This window comes from Solihabitans fulvus (assembly GCF_008386585.1).
Lineage (GTDB): Bacteria > Actinomycetota > Actinomycetes > Mycobacteriales > Pseudonocardiaceae > Solihabitans > Solihabitans fulvus.
This window is the reverse complement of the sequence record NZ_VUOB01000042.1, coordinates 55,910-75,409: the sequence shown is the minus strand read 5'-3', so window position 1 is coordinate 75,409 and position 19,500 is coordinate 55,910. Positions and strand designations below refer to the sequence as shown.

Sequence of the window (19,500 nt, the reverse complement as noted above, 5' to 3'; positions counted from 1 at the left end):
CTAGCGGCGAGAGATCATTGAAGGGGGACCGATGGTGCCGGCCACCACCAGGAACGGCGTGGTCACCGGGCTGAAGCCCGCGCCGGTCGCGGTGATGACGCGGGGCCCGGTCTGGTCCTTGGCCAGGATCAGCAGCTGCGCGACGAACCGGCCGTCGGCCAGCGGCAGCGTCGGGGCCGCCGCCGCGGTGATGCCGGGTGTCCAGGTCAACTGGACCGGCGCGCCGGGCGGGAAGTCGAGGCCGCGCACCGAGGTCACGAAGCCGGGCTTGCCGATCGGCGGCACGGCGACGATGCGGGGTTGCAGCACCCGCAGCGTGGTGGCGGCCTGCGCGGTGTTGGCGTTGGCGGACCGCAGCGCGGTGGGGATCGTGGCGACGGTCGGCGCGGTCGGGGCCAGCACGACCTGCACCACGGCGGTCGCGCCGGGCGGCAGGTCGGGCAGCGCGCAGCTCGCCGCCGTGCACCCGGGCGGGAGGGTGACCACGGGGATGCCGGCCGGCAGGCCGAGGTCGAGCCGCAGCCCGGCGGCCACGGCGGTGCCCTGGTTGCCTGCCGTGTAGCGCACGGTCGTCCGTCCGCCCACGTAGGCGGGGTTCGGCTGCGCGATCACCGCGACGGTCGGTACGGCCGAGGTCGGCAGCGGTGGCGGTGGGGGAGGCGGCGGTGGTGGGGGAGGCGGCGGTGGAGGTGGCGGCGGCGGGGCGGGCGAGGTCACCGGGACCACCGTCTCGGCGGCGTTGTCGGCCGGCGCGAGGTCGAGCACCGTCCCGGCCACCGACCACCCGAGCCGCTGGTCGCCGGCGACCAGCCCCGTCACGGTCGCGACGACCGTGGCCGTGCCGCCCGGCGGCAGCACGCCGAGATCGCAGGCCAGCGTCGCGGTGTCGCAGGCGCCCTGGAGCCCGGTCAGGCCGTCCAGCCGCAGCCCACCCGGCATAGACACCGACACGGTCGTGCCGGTCGGCGCGAGGCCCCGGTTGGTGATCACGGCCGTGATTCGCTCGTCCGTCCCGGTCAGCACGGGCGGCGCGGCGGGCGGCGCCGCGATGGACAGGTCCGAGGTGGCCTGCCAGCTCGGTTCCTTCTGCCGGCCGGGCAGCGCGGCGCCGAGCGTGGTCAGCGCCCGCGTCGCGGGATCGAGGACGGCCAGGGTCTCCGGCGAGTTCGGGTCGGCCGCGCGCCGGACCGTCAGCACCATCCGCTTGCCGTCCGGCGACCACGCCACATCGCGCGGCTGGAACGGCCCGCCCGGCGCGGTCACCGGCCCGATGCACGAGTTCTGGCCGACCGGCAGCAACACCTGGCAGCCGCCGTCGGCGAGCGAGATCTGGAGCAGGCCGTCGCTCTCCCGGTTGAACACCAGGCTGCGGCCGTCCGGCGCGAACACCGGGCTGTCGTCCGTGACGCCGCAGCCGCAGATCGCGGCGCTCAGGTCCCGCTGCTGGTCAAGGGCGGCCACGCGAGTGATCCAGATGTGCTGGTCCCGTGGCTGGCCGTCCGGCCCGCCGGCCACCGTGCCCCGGCTGAACGCGAGCAGCGTGCCGTCCGAGGACCACGTCGGCTGCCCGTCGTCCTGGTCGGCGGCCGGGTTCGGGGGCAGCCTGCCGATCACCGCGCCGGTGTCGACGCGGACCAGGATGATGCGGCTCGGGCCGCCCCTGCGGTTGATCGCGCCGGGCGAGCGGCGGGCGAGTGCGATCGTGCTGCTGTCCGGCGACCACTCGACGTCGGTCTCCCAGTCGCCGTCCCTGCGGTCCGCGATGGGCAGCAGGTGCGCGTTCGTGCCGTCTGGATCGCTGATCCAGATCCGCTCGGACCGCACGCCGTTCACCGTCTCGAACCGGCTCACCGCGACGCGCCGGCCGTCCGGCGAGTAGCTCTGCCGGATCGTCCACGGATCGAACCCGGGGGCGGGGTTGAACAGGACGGCGCTGTTGGTCGCCGCGGCCGGATCCTCGGTGAGTACCGACACCCGCAGGTCGCGCGGGTCGCTGCCGTCGGTGCGGATGTCCTGCGACGACACGACGTTGCGGGTGATCGCGGTGGTCCTGCCGACCACCAGATGTTGGCCGGCCGCGTCGACCAACCAGGTCGCCGAGTCCACCAGCCGGTCCTCGGCGAGCAGCAGCAGCGGGGCGTTGCCGGGCGGCCCGGCCGAGGCGTTGGGGACGACGTAGACCTGGTCGACGGTGCCGCGGACGGCGGCCGTGTTGCTGTCGACGCTGAGGAACAGCAGCCCGTCGCCGTTGGGCTGCCACGCGGGCAGCCTGCCCTGCCAGCCCGCCTGCGCGCCGGTCAGCACCGGGACGCCGACGGGCGCGCCCCTGGTGAGCCGCAGGCTCTGGTCGAGGGTGGTGCCGAGGTCGCCGTCCGCGTCGAGGACGTAGACCAGCTGGTCGCGGTGCGCCGCGTCGTTCACCGGGTTCCACGCGGGCTGCGTGGCCGCGCCGGCCGGTTCGTCGGTCAGCCGGGTGGCCGGGCCGCCGGCGACCGGCCGCACGAAAATCTGCCAGCGGCCGCTCGCGTTGCTGGAGAAGGCGATCCGGCCGGCGTCGGCGGAGAACGTCGGCCAGGCCTCGTCGGCCGCCGTGTCGGTGAGCCTGCGCAGCCCGGTGCCGTCGGCGCGCACCAGCCACACCACCCGCTGCTGCCGGCCGCCGGCCGCCGGCTCGGCGGAGTCGAACACCACCCAGGCGAAGTCGGGGGACAGCTGCGGGTGCGCGGCGTCCCGGCCGGTGGTGAGCCGCCGCGTCGCCCCGGTCGCGTCGCGCAGGTACACCTGCGGGGTCGGCGCGTCCCGCAGGCTGGTGAACACCAGCAGGCCGCCCCTGGCCGACGGCTGGTCGTCGAAGTGGGCGGGGCCGGCGCCGAACAGCTCGGTGCTGCCCTGCTGTCGCCCCGGATTCGGGTCGAGCACCTGCCCGAGGCTGTGGTGCCCGGTGCCGGCGAAACCGATCCGGCCGCTCGCCTCCGGCGTCGGATCCGCTGCGGCGGCAGGGGAACCCGCCACGGTCGCCAGCGCGGACAGCATGACCACCACGGCGGCGGTGGCGATCCTGGCGCGCGCCGCACGTCGGATTCCACCGGACACGGCCACCTCCGAACCTAGGGCTGCCAGTCATCGTGCTGCGGCGCGGGCGAGGCAAGCAGGACCGCGCGGGCACGGCCACGGGAAGTCCGCCGGAGTAATTGGGGCACGGACGGCGGATCAGATCAGCCCGTTCCGCATGGCATACCCCACCGCGTGCGCCCGGTTGCGCAGCCGCAGCCGAGTGTTGATCTCGTACAGGATGTTCTTGATCGTGCGCTCGGAGTAGGACAGCTTGTCCGCGATCTCGTTGGTGTCGAAGCCCTCCGAGACCAGCCGGAGCACGTCGACCTCCCTGGCCGCCAGGGTCGACAGCGTCACGCCCCTCGGGTCGAGCGCGGCGCGCTGAAGCTGCCCGACGTGGTCGAGCAGCTGCCCGAGCAGGTCGCCAGGCAGCACGCCCTCGCCCCGCGCGACGGCCGTGACGACCGCGACGAGCCGATCCTGGTCGGCCTCGGACCGCCGCAGCACCGCGGCGACCCCGCACTCGATCGCGCTGCGCAGCGCCGCGCCCTCGAACCGGCCGACGACCAGCGCCGTGCGGGCCGCCGACGAACGCCGCAGCCGCAGCAACAACTGCACGGCGTCCTCGTCGACCTGGTCGACCACCACCAGGGCGACCTTCGCGCGGTCCTCCTCGTCGGGCCCGAGCAGCTCCACCTCGGGCCGGGGACGCAGCTGATGAGCGACGCCGAAACGCAGGATCGGGTCAGCCGCGTACGTCGCGACCGGCACTCGTGGCCCCATCGCCAACTCCCTTCCTCGATCCGGAACTCCGCGCTACCCCGCGTGCTCCGGAGCCTTCGGGCACCACCCGCTGCCCCGCGAGGGCACCGGGTCTGCCTGCCGGGTGCCCGCCGTTACCTGCCGGCCGCGTGCGGGCCGCGCCTAGCGTGCGGAGCGTGACGACCTCAGCAGAGCTCGACTTCACGGCCGTCGTGGTCACCCCTGGCGACACCGCGACGACCAGCCTGACCGTGCGCAACGACAGCGACATCGTGGAGGCCTACACGTTCGAGGTGATCGGCCCATGCGCGCCGTGGGCCGAGGTCGAACCCGCCCGGCTGTCGCTGTACCCGGGCACCTCGGGCACCGTCACGATTCGCCTGCACCCGCCGCGCTCGCCCGAGGTGCGCGCCGGCGAAGTGCCGCTCGCCGTCAGGGTGCTGCCGACGGAGAAACCCGAACTGGTGGCCGTTCCGGAGACGACGGTGACCATTGAGGCGTTCGGGCAGCTCGACGCCACGCTGGTGCCCCAGCGTCGGCGCGGTTGGTGGCGCGCCCGCTTCCGCGCCCAGCTGCGCAACGAGGGCAACACGCCGATCACGGTGGCGCTCGACGCGACCGACGCCGCCGCCGAGCTGCGCTACCGGGGCGTGCCGTCCAGCGTGGCCATCGAACCCGGTGACACGGCGGAGGTCCGGCTTCGCGTGCGCGTGCGGAAGCTGATCTGGTTCGGCAAGTCCGTTGGCACGCCGTTCCAGCTCGTCGCGACTCCGGAGGCCACGCCGCCGATCGAGAAGGATCCGCCGCTGCCGAGGGCACTCGACGGCGAGTTGGTGCAACTCGCCATTCTGCCTCGGTGGCTGCTCGCCCTGTTGGCGCTGCTGATCGCGCTGGTGGTGGCCTGGTTCGCGCTGGTCCGGCCCGCGGTGCGCAGCGCGGCCAAGCAGGCGGCGGAGGACAAGGCGAACCAACTGGTCCAGGCAGGACAGTTGGCCCCGGGTCCGTCCGCGCCGAACGCGCCGGCCGCCCAGAAACCCGGTGCGGCGGCGAACACCTCGCAGGCCAACCCGGCGCAGACCGGCGCAGCGCAGCCCGGCACGGCGGGCGGCAACGGGCAGCAGAGTTCCGCCACCATCGAGGTCCGCACGAACGGCGGCGCGCAGAGCACCGGCGCGTACACCGTCCCGACCGGCAAGGTGTTCCTGATCACCGACCTGGTGTTGGCGAACTTCCAGGGCGACGAGGGCGTGCTGACCGTCGCGTTCGGCGACCGGACCATCACCACCATCGCGATGGAGACCTTCCGCAACCAGGACTACCACTGGGTCACCCCCATCGAGGTGCCGGCGGACGCCACCGTGAGCGCGGCCGTCACCTGCGCCAAGCCGGGCACCCCGGCGAGCGGGCAGCAGGCGGCCGGCTGCGTCGAGGTGCTCAACGTCAACGGTGAACTGCGTGACCAGCCCCAACCGTCGCGCTGACACTCCACCGCACGCCCCGCCCTGCTCGGCATTTGGCCCTCCCACCCGCTTCCGCTGTGTCGAGCCAAGCACCGGCCCGACCCGTGCACCACGAAGTTCCACGCGCAGAACGATTTCTGTGTATCTGCCGATGACGCGGCCGTTCCGTCACTCGATGCACTGTGCACCTGTGGTGATCGTCACGGCGGCCGGTCGTGGGGGCTCGGGTCGCCCGGAAGGCGGTTCACGGGACGAATATCGGTGCCCCAGGATGAACGATGGAAGCGGTTCCACCGAGGGGGCAGAGCGACGCCTCGTGTGGACGGACGATCCGCGCTGGACGTCGCGACCGAGGGCGGGGTGTGCGGATGGCGAGCGGTGGATCAGGACGACTGCCCCTCTCTCGCCTGCTCATCCAGCACCGCAAGTCCAGCGGCCTCACCCAGGAGGAACTGGCCGAGAAGTCCGGCGTCAGCACCCGCGCCATCAGCGACCTGGAACGCGGCCTGGTGCGCCGTCCGCAACGCCGCACCTCGCACGCGCTGGCCGTCGCGTTGGCGCTGGGGGAGCGGGACCGGTCGGAGTTCCTGCGCGTCGTCGGCCGAGGCGAACCGACACCGCGTGTCGTGCCGCCGGAACCGGCCGCCCAGCCGGATCCGCTGCCGCGCGAGCTCCCGCCCGAGGTCGCCGACCTCGCCGGCCGCGAGGACGAACTGGCCGAGCTGATCGCGCTGCTGGACGACGAATCGGCCCCCGTCTACCGCACGGCCACCGTGATCAGCGTCCACGGCGCCCCCGGCGTCGGCAAGACGACCTTCGCCGTGCACGCGGGCCACCGGCTCGCCGACCGCTATCCCGACGGCTCGCTGTTCGTGAACCTGCGCGGCACCAGCCCGGAACCGATCACCACGGAACAGGCGCTCGGCATGGTCCTGGTGGCCCTCGGCGTCGCCGAACAGCAGCTGCCGCCGCACGTCGACGAGCGCGCCGGCCTCTACCGGTCGCTGCTGCGCGGCCGCAGAATGGCGCTGCTGCTGGACAACGCCGCCGACGAGGCGCAGGTGCGGCCGCTGCTGCCGAGCAGCCCCGGCTGCCTCGTCCTGGTGACCAGCCGGCGCGTTCTCTCCGGATTGGAATCGGTCGCCAGGATGCAACTGGACGTGCTCCGGCCGGCCGACTCCGTGCGCCTGCTCAGGTCGATCATCGGAGCGAGCCGGGCGTCGGCCGAACCGGAGTCCGTTCGGCGGGTCGCGGCGCTGTGCGGAAACCTGCCGCTGGCGTTGCGGATCGCGGGCAACCGGCTGGCCACCCGGCCGCGCTGGCTGGTCGACAACCTGGTGCGCCAGCTGGACGACGAGCAGCGCAGGCTCAACGCGCTGACGGCGGGCGACCTCGAGGTGCGGGCGGCGTTCGAGGTGTCCTACCGGCAGTGCGACCCAGAGACGAGGTCGGTGTTCCGGCGGATCTCGCTGGTGACAGGCCCTGACTTCGCCGCGGACGTCGTCGCCGCGCTCAGCGCGACCGACCGGGACACCGCGGAACGCAGCCTGGAGGAGCTGGTCGACGCCAGCATGCTGGAGGGCGCGCCGGTCGCCGGCAGGTACGTGCTGCACGATTTGATGCGGGTGTTCGCCGGCGAGCGGCTGGCGCTGGAGGAACCCGCCGAGCAGCTCCGCGCGACGGAACAGCGGATGACCACGTGGCTGCTCACCACCGGCACACACGCCGGGGTGCTGCTCTCGCCGCCGGGCTGCCTGCCGACGGCCTCGTCGCCGCAGGACACCGCCATCGCCACCAGGACGGAGGCGATCGACTGGCTGGACACGGAGAAACCGCTGTGGCTGGCCGCCCTGCGGCACGAGGCCGCCGCCGACCGGCACGCCGAGGTGTTGGCGTTCAGCCACGCGGTGCACAGCTACTCGGAGTTCCGCACCGATCCACTGCTGTGGTGCGAGGTGTTCGGGCACGGGGTCGCCTCGGCGCGGGCGCTCGGCATGCGCGCCGAGGAGGCCGTGCAGCTGAACTTCCTCGGCGCGGTGCTCAGCGCGGTGCGGGGCAGGCACGACGAGGCGCTGCGCGCGCACGAGCGCGCCTGGCGCGTGGCGCGCGAGACCGGCAACCGCAAGCTCGAGGCGTGGGCGTTGCAGCACTGCGGGCGCATCCAGCTGATGCTCGGCAGGCCGACCGAGGCGGCCGAGCGCATCCGCGCCGCGCTCGCGGTGTTCCACGAGCTGGGCGAGCCGTTCGGCAAGCAGGTCGCGCTGTCGCTGCTGGGCATGGCGTTGCACCAGGTTGGCCGGTTCGAGGAGGCGATCACGGTGCACCGCAAGGTGGTCGGCTACTACCGATCGCCGGAAATGGTGCAGTACCGCAATCATCTCGCGGTCAGCCTGCTGCGACTGGCGGACGCGTTGGAGGCGGCCGGCCAGTCGGCGGAGGCGGCCGAGGCGTTCCGCGAGTCGCTCGGCCTCGCGGCGGACGACCACTTCGCCGTCGTGGAGGGACTGGCATCCTTCGGCCTGGCCAGGTGCCAGGAGGCGCTGGGCAATCGCGCGGTGGCGGCCGAACTGCTCGGCCGGGCGCTCGAGGTGTTCACGGAGATCGGCGAATCCGGGCAGCAGGAACGGGTTCTCGCCCTGCTGGCCACCGTCGACCCGGACCGGTCGACCGCGCACCGCCCGAGGCCGGACGTGCCGGACCGCGACACGCTGAGGGTCCGCCGCGTGGTGTGAGCGCCACCGCACCCGACCGACCGGTGCATGGCCGGCAACAGCCGCCCGGCCGCTGGCATCGCCAATGGACAGATCAACTTTCCCGGCCAGAACTGCAACCGATCCGCCCCTCCCGGTGTTCAGAGAACATGACCACCAATCACCCGCAACCGCCCGCCACCACCACCGCCACCCACGCCACCGGATCGAGGGCCGCCACCCTGGCCGTGTTGGCACGCTTCTTCGCGGCCGAGGCCGCCTACCTGAGCGCCGTCGATGCCGCCGTCGGTACCACCGTCGACCCAGGCGGGGCGCGCTTCGCCGACATGGCCGCGTGCCTGGACCCCGAGGTCGTGATGCGCCAGGCCCCCGGCCTGCCCTACGGGGGTGAATGGCGCGGACATGCCGGCATAGCGGGATTCATGGCCGCGATGAGTCGCGAATGGTCGTCGCTGGAGTTCCTGGAACAGGAGTTCTCGGTCGACGGCGACACCGTCATGGTGATGAACCGCGGCCTGCTGCGGTCGCGGGCCACCGGCCGGGTCCTGGACACCTGGGTCATCCAGTGGATGACGGTCAGAAACGGCCTGGTAGCGGAGATCCGTCCGTTCTACTGGGACACCGCGGCGGTCAACGACACCTTATGTCCGCAGCGCCCGAACCCGACACCGTGAGTTTCACACCGGACCACGGCCCCCTCACGCGCGCTCAACATCCCGCCACGGCAACGATGTCGAGCGGCGGTCTCAGCCGACCGAGCGCGGCTCCATCGCGCCCCGGCGCAGCCCGGACTCGATGGTGCGCTCGGCCTCCGCCCCCCGTGAAATCGTCGACTCCAAGATGGACGGAGGCCGCCTGTCGAAGCGTTGACACTGCGGTGAACTCGTCGAGCGCGCCACCGGCGACCAGCCGGCCGAGGGTCGCGGCGGCCTTGAACAGGGTCTGGTTGCGGGTGCCGTGCGCAGCCCGCACCACCGTGGCGGCCTCGCCGTCGAGGATGGCACGCAGGTACGCGCGTGAGTGGGTCGCCGGCGTTCGTGGACGCACGATCACCGGCGGCGGCGTGAGCGCGTCGCGCAGCCAGTCCGGCAGCGGCGCCACCGAACCGGCGTCGACCACGGTGTAGCGGCCCTGGTCGCGCACCGAGCCGGCGGCAACCACGTAACCACCGCCCGCGCGCGTGTCGATATGCCAACCCAGCGCGCCGACGGTGTTGCGCAGCGCCGCGTGGTCCGGTGCCGCGTATTCCGGAGCCGCGTAGTACAGGTGCCAACCGCCGGTCGGCGTGGCCACCGTGTAGGTGCGGCTCGGCGGGGCTGCGGCGCGGTGGGCGAGGACAGCGAACACCTCACGACCGTGGCTGACCCCCAGCTGCGCCCACTCGCTCGGCGGCTGCTGACCGTGCGAGGCGTCCAGATCGACCACCACCAGGCACGAAGGCCCGGTGGCGACACCGATGTTGTAGGGAGAGGAGGTCCACCAGGCGGTCACCACGTCGGGATCGGTCGTGGCGCGATGTTCCCAGTCGCGCAGTGCCGGCCGCTTGCCGCGCGGGCACACCGGAAACACGTGCCAGCCGCGTTCGGCCGCGCTGAGTGCCGCCCGCAGCAGGCGGTTGGCCGGTCGTGCACGGGCGCTGACAGCCATCGCGACCCCCGTCCCTCGCCTCTCGAGAATAGGCAACGCCACAGCCCCGAGACCAGCACGCCGACGAGCTGATCCGACGACGCCTCTCGCTGCCGATCCGACGACGCCTCCCGCCGGGAACCACGTGTGGTGACTGTCACCCGCACCCTTACTTCCGAGGTAATCGACCCGATGACCTCTGCTCGGCGAAGCTTGTCCCACAACAGGAGATCACCACCGAACAGGGAGACAATCACCATGAGCAGCACCGAGAACCTCGTCGCCCGCTACCTCGACGCGTGGAACACCACCGACCCCGCCGAGCGCGCCGCAGTGCTGGCCGAGGTGTTCACCGAGGACGCCCGCTACACCGACCCGCTGGTCGACGCCGAGGGCCGCGACGTCATCGACCAGGTCATCGCCGGGGCCCAGGCCCAGTTCGCCGGCCTGGTGTTCACCTCGGGCGGCCCGGTCGACGCGCACCACAACACCGCGCGCTTCACCTGGCACCTGGGCGTTCCCGGCGACGAGCCCTTGGTGATCGGCTTCGACGTCGCCGTGATCGAGAACGACCGCATCACCAAGGTCTACGGCTTCCTCGACAAGGTCCCCACCGCCTGAACCGCGGGGTGCATGCCTCGGCGACGGCCTGGTACCCACGCCGCTCTGCTCGACCGACAACAGGCTCGATCGTCAACAGCAGAACCGCGAACTCACCAGACCAGGGTCCCGCCAAGGCCGTACCGGCGAGATATTCACAAGTGTCCCCAATCCACCTCCAGCTACAGTCCTGCGACCGCCCGAATCCCGCGCCCGAACGAACAGAAGGGAACGAGCATGGCGACGCTGACCACCCTCGGCACCGTCCTGCTGTCCGGAGTCGTCGGCTCGACGGCGTACGGGCTGGCCGGTCCGGATTCGGATGTCGACCGCCTTGGCATGTTCGCCGCGCCGACCTCGGCCGTGCTCGGTCTGCATCCGCCCGCGGACAGCCACGTCACCACGGATCCCGACGTGACCCTGCACGAGGTGGCGAAGGCGGTGCGCTTGCTGCTGCGCGGCAACCCGACCGTGGCCGAACTGCTGTGGTTGCCGGAGAATCTGTACGAGACGCGCACCGCGCTCGGCGACGAGGCCATCGGCATCAGGGACGCGTTCCTGTGCGCCGGCCGCGTCCGCGACGCGTACCTCGGGTACGCCGGCCAACAGTTCCGCAAGCTGATCTCTCGCCCCGACGGCACGTTCTCCGCCGACACGCGCCGCCGCACCGCCAAGCACGCCAGGCACCTGATGCGGTTGGTCGACCAGGGCTACGAGCTTTACGCCACCGGCCGGATGCAGGTCCGCCTGTCCGATCCCGAGCGCTACCTGGAGTTCGGCCGGAGGGTCGCCGCCGACCCCGAGTCGGCACGACCGTTCCTCGCTGCCGCCGAGGCGCGGTTCGACGCGGCCCGCAGCGTCCTGTCCGAGGAACCCGACACGGCAAAGGCGGAGGACTGGCTCCTCCGCGTCCGCAGGGAGTTCTGGACCGCACCCGCCTGACAACCTGTTTTTCCTGGAGAGCCCTCTGCCGCAGCTCTCGACACCGGCCGGCACGGCCTCCACAGCCTCTCCTGGTTGGTGTGGTTCCGTGGACGCCAGTCATCGAAGCTCGCGCAAGGCCGCCGCGATCGTCGCGACACCCTCCGCCACGGCGGTCGGTGGGTTCGCGGCATAGCCCAGCACGAGACCCGGTCGGCCAGGTCGCTGACGGTGCCAGGACAACGGTTGCGTCTTCACGCCTCGTGCCAGGGCGGCGGCGGCGAGGTCGGCGTCGGGGAAGTCCGCATCGAAGGTGATCACGAGGTGCAGGCCGGCCGCCGCGCCGTGCACGACCGCGCCCGGCAGATCGGCCCCGATCGCCTCGATCATGGCGTCGCGCCGCCGGATGTGGCGGCGGCGCAACAACCTCAGCTGGCGCTCCAGTTCGCCCGACTCCATCAGCGACGCGAGCACCAGCTGCGGCAGCGCGGCATTGCCGAGGTCCGCGAACCGCTTGGCAGCCACGACGGCCTCCCGGTACCGCGTCGGCACGAGCAGCCAGCCCACCCGAAGCGTCGGTGCCAGCAGCTTGGACACGCTGCCCGTGTAACAGACCTGTTCGGCGAGCATGGACCGCAGCGCCGGCACGGGCGGTCGGTCGTAGCGGTGTTCGGCGTCGTAGTCGTCCTCGACGATCAGCCCGCCCTCGTCGGCCCACCGGATCAGCTGACGCCGCCGGTCGCCGTCGAGCACCACACCCATCGGAAACTGGTGCGCCGGGGTGATCACGACCGCAGGGGCACCGCTGTCGCGCAGGTCGTCCACGCGGAGGCCAGCCGCGTCGACGGCGACCGGCGGCGTCGCCAGCCCCCAGTGCCACAGGTGCTGGCGCACGCCGAGCGAACCGGGATCCTCCACCGCGAGCGCTGTGATTCCGTCCTCCCGAAGCACCTGCGCGAGCAGTCCAAGTGCCTGCGCCACGCCGGCGACGATGACCACCTCGTCGGGATCGACCAGCACGCCCCTGTTGCGGGCCAACCAGTTCGCGACGGCGCGTCGGAGGACGGGCGTGCCCCTGGGGGCGCCGTAGCCGAGTTCGGCCGGCGCGAGCGAGTTGAGCACGCCGCGTTCCGCGCGTAGCCATGCCCCGCGCGGGAACGCCGCGAGGTCGGGCACACCGGGCGACAGATCGATCTTGGCCGGTGCCGCCCGCAACGCGTCGAAGACATCGGCACCGGGAGTACCGCCGAACACCGTCGATGGCGACCCGGTCGGAGAGGGGTGCGCAGCGCCTCGGGCAAGGGTGGACAGCGCCGACGGTGGTTCGGCAGGCGAGGGGAGCCGTGTCGCGCCGGGCGCGCTGGATGACGGTGTCGATGGCGGCCTGGGGTGAGCTGAGATCGGCGCTGCGCCTCGAACGCTGACGGACAACGTCGATGGTGGCTCGGTGAGGGTGGAGGGCTGCACCGCGTCGGGGGTGCCGTCGAACGCCGTTGGCGGCTGCGCCGCGTCAGGGGTGCCGCCGGACAGCGTTGGCGGCGGCTCGGCAGAGCAATCGGCAGAGGAAGCAGGGTGTCTCGGACTCGCAGTGCCTGCGGACGGCGTCGATGGCGGCCCGGCCGCAGCGGACGCGTGCGTCGCGCCGGGGACGGCGTCGGCGTGGCCGTAGCCTGCCGGGACCCGTCCCGCGCCCCCGGATGCTGCACGGGCCGTGACGGGGACGGCGACGACGATCGTGCCGCCACGGCCGCGTCCTTCGAGGTGGCCGTCCTCGGTCAGTCGCTGGTACGCCTCGGTGACCACGCCCCTGGACACGCGTAGTTCGCCGGCCAGCACGCGGGTGGCGGGCAGCCTGCTGCCGACGGGCAGGCGGCCGTCCGCGATCGCCAGCCGCAGTCGGGTGGCGAGCCAGTCGGCCCGGCCGCCGCGCGGCGCGTCGCTGATGTCGAGCTGGAGGAAGTCGGACCCGGAAGTTATGGACCTGTCATTCCGGCCAGTTTTGGCCCTACTCATTGGACCATTGTGGCAGCACAGTGAGCGTGTTCGCCGGCCGGTTCCAGGAGGTTTCACCGTGAGTCTCGCGTTCCTGCTGACCACGCTCATCGTGGTCGTCACGCCCGGCACCGGCGTGGTCTACACGCTGTCGGCCGGCATCTCCCGAGGTCGCCGCGCCAGCGTGGTCGCCGCGGTCGGCTGCACCCTCGGCATCGTGCCGCACATGCTGGCGACGATCACCGGCCTCGCCGCCCTGCTGCACACCAGCGCGGTGGCCTTCCAGGTGCTGAGGTACCTCGGGGTGGCCTACCTGCTCTACATGGCGATCGCGACGCTGCGGGACAAGGACTCGATCGTGGTGGACCGAGAGGCCGAGCCCCGGTCGGCGGCCAGGGTGATCCTCTCCGGCGTCCTCATCAACATCCTCAACCCGAAGCTGACCATTTTCTTCTTCGCGTTCCTGCCGCAGTTCGTCACCGCGGGCGAGCCGAACTCCCTGCTGCGCATGGTGGAGCTGAGCGCGGTGTTCATGGTGTGCACGTTTGTGGTCTTCGCCGCATACGGCGTTTTCGCGGCGTCCGTGCGCGACCACGTGATCTCGCGGCCGAAGGTGCTCGCCTGGCTGCGTCGGGTCTTCGCCGTCTCCTTCGTGGCGCTCGGCGCGAAGCTCGCCCTGACCGACCTGTAGCCCGATCGTGCCTGTAGCCCGATCGTGGGGCGTGTCCGCTCCTGTGTGGAGCGGGTCCGCCCCGCAACCGCAAGTGTCCACCCAGAAGGAGTCCAGTCCCTGGGACACGGGCCGCGTCGCTGGCGTGGACCAGTGCCCGCCCGGTACCTTCTGGTTCCCAGGTCGAGAGGCGCTGCAACGGGCGATTCGCCCGCCACGCTCGACCAGCCGTCGTGCAGCAAGGGCGCCTCCCACAACGGGAGGTGGCGTGTTGGGCAAGTCCTTTGCGAGCAACCGGATTCAGGCACTGCGGGACCTGCTCGACCGACGTGTCGCGGTGCTCGACGGGGCGTGGGGCACGATGCTCCAGGGCGCCTCGCTCACCCCGGCCGACTACCGGGGCGACCTGCTGCCGGACCACCCGCGCGACGTCACGGGCGACCCCGATCTGCTGAATCTCACGCGCCCCGACCTCATCCTCGACGTGCACCGCCAGTACCTCGCCGCCGGCGCGGACATCACCACCACGAACACGTTCACCGCGACCAGCATCGGCCAGTCGGACTACGGCCTCCAGTCGCTGGTGCGGGACATGAACCTGCGCGGCGCGGAACTCGCGCGCCAGGCCGTCGACGAGCTGGACGGGCGCTTCGTCGCGGGCTCCATCGGGCCGCTCAACGTGACGCTGTCGCTGTCTCCGCGTGTGGAGGACCCCGCCTACCGCGCGGTGTCCTTCGACCAGGTTCGCGACTCCTACGCCGAGCAGATGGCCGCGCTCGCGGAGGGCGGGGTCGACCTGCTGCTGATCGAGACGATCTTCGACACGCTCAACGCCAAGGCCGCGGTCGCCGCCGCGCGCGAGGTCGCGCCGGACCTGCCGCTGTGGATTTCGGTGACGATCGTGGACCTGAGCGGCCGCACGCTGTCCGGGCAGACCGTCGAGGCGTTCTGGAGTTCGATCGAGCACGCCGACCCGCTGGTGGTCGGCGTGAACTGTTCGCTTGGCGCGGAGGAGATGCGCCCGCACGTGGCCGAGTTGTCCAGGCTCGCCAACACCTACACGGCCAGCCACCCCAACGCCGGCCTGCCCAACGCGTTCGGCGGCTACGACCAGACACCGGGGGAGACCGCGGTCCTGCTGCACGAGTTCGCCGAGTCGGGCATGGTCAACATCGTCGGCGGCTGCTGCGGCACCACACCCGAGCACATCGCGCGGATCGCGGCGGCCGTGGCCGACCTGCCGCCGCGCCACGTGCCCACGCCGCCGACGCAGCCGAGGTTCAGCGGCCTTGAGCCGTTCTCGATCGGCGCCGACACCGGGTTCGTGATGATCGGCGAGCGCACCAACGTGACGGGCTCCGCGCGCTTCCGTCGGCTGATCGAGGCCGACAACCACCAGGGCGCCGTTGACGTCGCGCTTGAGCAGGTGCGGGGCGGGGCGAACCTGCTCGACGTCAACATGGACGCCGACCTGCTCGACAGCGAGCGCGCGATGACCACGTTCCTGAACCTGATCGCGACCGAGCCGGAGGTCGCCAGGATCCCCATCATGGTCGACAGTTCGCGGTGGAGCGTGCTCGAGGCCGGCCTCAAGTGCGTGCAGGGCAAGGGCGTGGTCAACTCGATCAGCCTGAAGGAGGGCGAGGAGCCCTTCCTGCGGCAGGCGCGGCGCATCCGCGACTACGGCGCGGGCGTGGTCGTAATGGCCTTCGACGAGCAGGGCCAGGCGGACACCGTCGAGCGCAAGGTGTCGATCTGCGGCCGCGCCTACGACCTGCTCACGCAGCGGGCGGGGTTCGCGCCGGAGGACATCGTGTTCGACCCCAACGTGCTCGCGGTCGCCACCGGCATCGCCGAGCACAACGGTTACGCCAAGGCGTTCATCGACGCGCTGCCGCTGATCAAGCAGCGCTGTCCCGGCGCGCGGACCAGCGGCGGCATCTCCAACCTGTCGTTCTCCTTCCGGGGCAACGATGTCGTGCGCGAGGCGATGCACTCGGCGTTCCTGCTGCACGCCGTGCGCGCCGGGCTGGACATGGGCATCGTCAACGCCGGCCAGCTCGCCGTCTACGAGGACATCCCGGCCGACCTGCTCGAACTCGTCGAGGACGTGCTGTTCGACCGCCGCGAGGACGCGACCGACCGGCTGGTCTCCTTCGCCGAGACGGTGAGCGGGTCCGGCACCAAGCGCACCGTGGACCTGTCCTGGCGCGAGGCCCCGGTGCACGAGCGCCTCGGTTACGCCCTCGTGCACGGCATCGTCGACTTCGTCGAGGCCGACACCGAGGAGGCCAGGCAGACCGCGGCGCGCCCCCTCGACGTGATCGAGGGTCCGCTGATGGACGGCATGAAGATCGTCGGCGACCTGTTCGGCGCGGGGAAGATGTTCCTGCCGCAGGTGGTCAAGAGCGCGCGCGTGATGAAGCGGTCGGTCGCCTACCTCGAGCCGTACATGGAGGAGGAGAAGGAGCAGGCCAGGCTGGCTGGCCGCGTCGAGCTCAGCCGGGGCCAGGGCAAGGTGGTGCTGGCGACGGTCAAGGGCGACGTGCACGACATCGGCAAGAACATCGTCGGGGTCGTGTTGGGCTGCAACAACTACGAGGTCATCGACCTCGGCGTGATGGTGCCGGCCTCGGTCATCCTGGACACCGCCGTCGCTGAGAACGCCGACGCGGTGGGGCTTTCCGGGCTGATCACGCCCTCGCTGGACGAGATGGTGTCCGTCGCGAGCGAGATGGAGCGTCGGGGTCTGAAGCTGCCGCTGCTGATCGGCGGGGCGACGACCTCGCGCCAGCACACCGCGGTGCGCATCGCGCCGGCCTACGACGCCAACACAGTGCACGTGCTGGACGCCTCCCGGGTCGTCGGCGTCGTCGGCGACCTGCTCAACGCAGACCGGGCCGCAGAACTCGGCGTGCGCAACCGCGAGGAGCAGGAGAAGCTGCGCGAGCAGCACGCGAACAAGCAGCAGCGTCCGCTGTTGACGATCGCGGAGGCGCGCGCGAACCACGAGGTGGTCCCGTTCGACGACCTGCCGGTGCCCGAGTTCATCGGGGTCCGCACGGTCGAGCCGGACCTGACCACCCTGCGCGAGATGATCGACTGGCAGTTCCTCTTCCTCGCCTGGGAACTGAAGGGCAAGTACCCGGCGATCCTGGACCTGCCCGAGGCGCGCGAGCTGTTCGACGACGCGAACACGTTGCTGGACACCATCATCGCCGAGCGGCGGTTCACGGCGAAGGGCGCGTTCGGCTTCTGGCCAGCGCACTCCGACGGCGACGACATCCTGCTGGACACCGGCTCGTCGGGCATCGTCAGCCTGCCGATGCTGCGCCAGCAGACCGTGAAGCCCGATGGGCGGCACAACCGATGTCTCGCGGACTACGTTGCGCCGCAAGGGGATCACCTCGGCGGGTTCGCCGTGGCCATCCACGGCGCGCAGGACCTGGCCGGCGAGTACGAGGCGAAGCTCGACGACTACCGGGCGATCATGGTGAAGGCGCTGGCCGACCGGCTGGCCGAGGCGTTCGCCGAGCACATCCACCTCCAGGCGCGGCGCTCCTGGTTCGAGCCGGATGCGGACCCGCTGCTCGCGGACCTGCACGCCGAGCGCTTCCGGGGCATCCGGCCGGCGCTGGGCTACCCGGCGAGCCCGGACCACAGCGAGAAGCAGGCGCTGTTCGACCTGCTCGACGCGGGGAGCCTCGGCCTCGGGCTGACCGACTCGTTCGCGATGACCCCGGCCGCCAGCGTCAGCGGGCTGATCTTCGCGCACCCGTCCTCGCGCTACTTCACGGTCGGGCGCGTCGGCCGGGACCAGATCGAGGACTACGCGGTCCGCCGGGGCCAGGACCTCGCCGAGGTCGAGCGCTGGTTGCGGCCCAACCTCGCCTACGAGCCGAAGTAGCCGAGCTAGCCGGAGTAGTCGACCGCACGCACGATGGCGGGCCGCAGGGGTGTGTCAACCCGTGCGGCCCGCCTTTGTGCGCTGGTCAGGCGCGGTAGCGCTGGTCTGGGCGGATCCGGCGGGGGAGTCACGGAGCCGGTGCACTGAACTACACAGTGTTGTGTGTCGCAAGAAACTAAACCGTGCAGTTGCATGATTGAACTGAACGGTTTAGTGTTCTCCATGTCAGACCGAACCGCACCACCTGGGGCAGACATGAGTGACCTGAAGATCCTCGGCATTTCCGGCAGCCTGCGCGCCGACTCGCACAACACATCCCTGCTGCGCGCCGCGCAGAAGTTCACCCCGGACGGCATGCAGATCGAGATCTACGAGGGCCTGCGCGACATCCCGCCCTACGACATGGACTTCGACTACCCGCACACCCGCCCGGAGGTCGTGGCCGACCTGCGCCGCCGCGTCAACGAGGCGGACGGCCTGCTGATCGCCACCCCGGAGTTCAACTACTCCATTCCCGGCGTGCTCAAGAACGCGATCGACTGGGTCAGCACCGACTGGACCAGGACCGAGGGGCAGCCGCTCGCCCGCAAGCCCGCCGCGATCATGGGCGCCGCGCCGACGAACTTCGGCTCGGTGCGCGCCCAGCTGGCCCTGCGTCAGGCGTTCGTGTGGACCGACACCGACGTCGTGGTCAAGCCCGAGGTGATCGCCTTCCGGTCGCACGAGCGGTTCGACGACGAGGGCAACCTCATCGACGAGACCACCATCGGACTGCTGCGCGACCTGCTCTCCGCCCTGAAGAACAAGATCACGGAGAAGTGACGTGACCACCATGCGCATCGACGTGCACGCCCACCTCTGGACCGACGACTACCTCGACCTGCTCGACTCCTACGGCCGCACCGACACCGGCACCCAGCGCGGCACCGGGGCCGGGGCCACCGAGCAGGAACTGGCGGCGCGGTTCGCCCTCAACGACTCCGTCGGCATCGACCACCAGGTCCTGTCGGTGTCCCCTCAGGTTCCGCACTTCGCCGAGCAGCGGCACGCGGTGCACGCGGCCAAGCACGCCAACGACCTCTACGCCTCGGTCGTAGCGCGTTGGCCGGAACGCTTCTCCGCGTTCGCCGCGCTTCCCCTGCCGCACACCGACGCCGCGCTCACCGAGCTGACCCGCGCCATCGACGAGCTCGGCTTCGTCGGCGCGGCCGTCACCACCGACGTGCTCGGCCGCACGCTCGCCGACCCGGCCTTCGCGCCGCTGTTCGAGGAACTGGACCGACGGGCCGGCGTGCTCTACGTGCACCCGTCCGGCCACGACGCCGACACTCCCCTGATCGGGGAGCACCGGATGCGCTGGATGGTCGGCGCGCCGATGGAGGACACCATCGCCGCGATGCACCTCATCCTGGCCGGCGTCCCCAGCCGCTATCCCAACGTGCGGATCATCAACTCGCACCTCGGCGGCGCGCTGCCGATGTTGTTGCAGCGGGCCGACAACCAGTACCGCTGGGAGTCGCCGGAGACGCCGGAGAAGCCGAGCGACGCGGCTCGCAGGATGTGGTTCGACACCGTCAGTCACGGCCACCTGCCCGCCATCCGCGCCGCGGCCGAGACCTTCGGCGCGGACCGACTGGTGCTCGGCACCGACTTCCCCTACCAGAGCGGCGATCTGCTGCGCAGGGCCGTGACCTCGGTGCGGGACGCGCTGGCCCCCGCCGACGCCTCGGCCGTCCTCGACCACAACGCCGCCGCGCTGCTCCGGCTCCCGGCCGCGACCAACTGACCAACCACCCC

Annotated in this window: 13 protein-coding genes and 1 riboswitch; of the genes, 9 read left to right on the top strand and 4 right to left on the bottom strand. The window is 71.7% G+C overall.

Annotation, left to right across the window (positions count from 1 at the left end):
* Together F0L68_RS24185 and F0L68_RS24180 are read right to left on the bottom strand one after the other, a co-directional pair.
* Positions 1-3,093 (bottom strand): TolB-like translocation protein, encoded by a 3,093-nt coding sequence (locus tag F0L68_RS24185; protein ID WP_149852054.1) that lies wholly within the window; start codon positions 3,091-3,093, stop codon positions 1-3.
* Positions 3,094-3,210: 117 nt separating this feature from the next.
* Entirely contained in the window at positions 3,211-3,837 is a 627-nt protein-coding gene (locus F0L68_RS24180) for a helix-turn-helix transcriptional regulator (RefSeq protein ID WP_149852053.1), read from the bottom strand.
* Positions 3,838-3,992: 155 nt separating this feature from the next.
* Here F0L68_RS24180 and F0L68_RS24175 point away from each other — a divergent pair, with 155 nt between their 5' ends.
* The 3 genes from F0L68_RS24175 (at position 3,993) to F0L68_RS24165 (ending at position 8,661) form a co-directional block, all read left to right on the top strand.
* Complete coding sequence (locus F0L68_RS24175; protein WP_149852051.1) at positions 3,993-5,297, top strand: COG1470 family protein; 1,305 nt, start codon at positions 3,993-3,995, stop codon at positions 5,295-5,297.
* Between the two features lie 347 nt (positions 5,298-5,644).
* Positions 5,645-8,008: a helix-turn-helix domain-containing protein gene (locus F0L68_RS24170; protein WP_149852049.1), complete on the top strand. Its 2,364-nt coding sequence runs from the start codon at positions 5,645-5,647 to the stop codon at positions 8,006-8,008.
* Positions 8,005-8,661, top strand: coding sequence for a nuclear transport factor 2 family protein (locus tag F0L68_RS24165; protein ID WP_223199088.1), 657 nt, complete (start codon positions 8,005-8,007; stop codon positions 8,659-8,661). The genes F0L68_RS24170 and F0L68_RS24165 overlap by 4 nt, the downstream gene beginning before the upstream one ends.
* A 34-nt stretch (positions 8,662-8,695) precedes the next feature.
* On the opposite strand, the gene F0L68_RS24160 is transcribed toward F0L68_RS24165, so the two are convergent.
* Entirely contained in the window at positions 8,696-9,634 is a 939-nt protein-coding gene (locus F0L68_RS24160) for a bifunctional DNA primase/polymerase (RefSeq protein WP_223199087.1), read from the bottom strand.
* Positions 9,635-9,871: 237 nt separating this feature from the next.
* On the opposite strand from F0L68_RS24160, the gene F0L68_RS24155 reads away from it, so the two are divergent.
* Both F0L68_RS24155 and F0L68_RS24150 read left to right on the top strand, forming a co-directional pair.
* Positions 9,872-10,234, top strand: a complete 363-nt coding sequence (locus tag F0L68_RS24155) for a nuclear transport factor 2 family protein (RefSeq protein WP_149852048.1) — start codon at positions 9,872-9,874, stop codon at positions 10,232-10,234.
* A gap of 216 nt (positions 10,235-10,450) precedes the next feature.
* Positions 10,451-11,155, top strand: coding sequence for a nucleotidyltransferase domain-containing protein (locus tag F0L68_RS24150; RefSeq protein ID WP_149852046.1), 705 nt, complete (start codon positions 10,451-10,453; stop codon positions 11,153-11,155).
* Positions 11,156-11,254: 99 nt separating this feature from the next.
* Here the strand turns inward: F0L68_RS24150 and F0L68_RS24145 are convergent, their stop codons facing one another.
* A complete protein-coding gene (locus F0L68_RS24145) occupies positions 11,255-13,147 on the bottom strand; it encodes an aminotransferase class I/II-fold pyridoxal phosphate-dependent enzyme (protein ID WP_223199086.1) in 1,893 nt (630 codons plus the stop codon).
* A 58-nt stretch (positions 13,148-13,205) separates the two neighbouring features.
* Between F0L68_RS24145 and F0L68_RS24135 the strand changes: the two genes are divergently transcribed.
* From F0L68_RS24135 to F0L68_RS24120, 4 genes are all read left to right on the top strand, one after another.
* Positions 13,206-13,817: a LysE family translocator gene (locus tag F0L68_RS24135; RefSeq protein WP_149852045.1), complete on the top strand. Its 612-nt coding sequence runs from the start codon at positions 13,206-13,208 to the stop codon at positions 13,815-13,817.
* Between the two features lie 158 nt (positions 13,818-13,975).
* A riboswitch (S-adenosyl-L-homocysteine riboswitch) is annotated at positions 13,976-14,053 on the top strand.
* Between the two features lie 14 nt (positions 14,054-14,067).
* Positions 14,068-17,703, top strand: a complete 3,636-nt coding sequence (gene metH, locus F0L68_RS24130) for a methionine synthase (RefSeq protein WP_188316785.1) — start codon at positions 14,068-14,070, stop codon at positions 17,701-17,703.
* Positions 17,704-17,958: 255 nt separating this feature from the next.
* On the top strand, positions 17,959-18,525 hold the full coding sequence (locus tag F0L68_RS24125) for an NADPH-dependent FMN reductase (RefSeq protein WP_149852044.1): 567 nt from the start codon (positions 17,959-17,961) through the stop codon (positions 18,523-18,525).
* A 10-nt stretch (positions 18,526-18,535) separates the two neighbouring features.
* The gene (locus F0L68_RS24120) at positions 18,536-19,489 is read left to right on the top strand and encodes an amidohydrolase family protein (RefSeq protein ID WP_149852158.1); all 954 of its coding nucleotides are present in this window, start codon (positions 18,536-18,538) and stop codon (positions 19,487-19,489) included.
* The last annotated feature ends 11 nt before the right edge of the window (positions 19,490-19,500 follow it).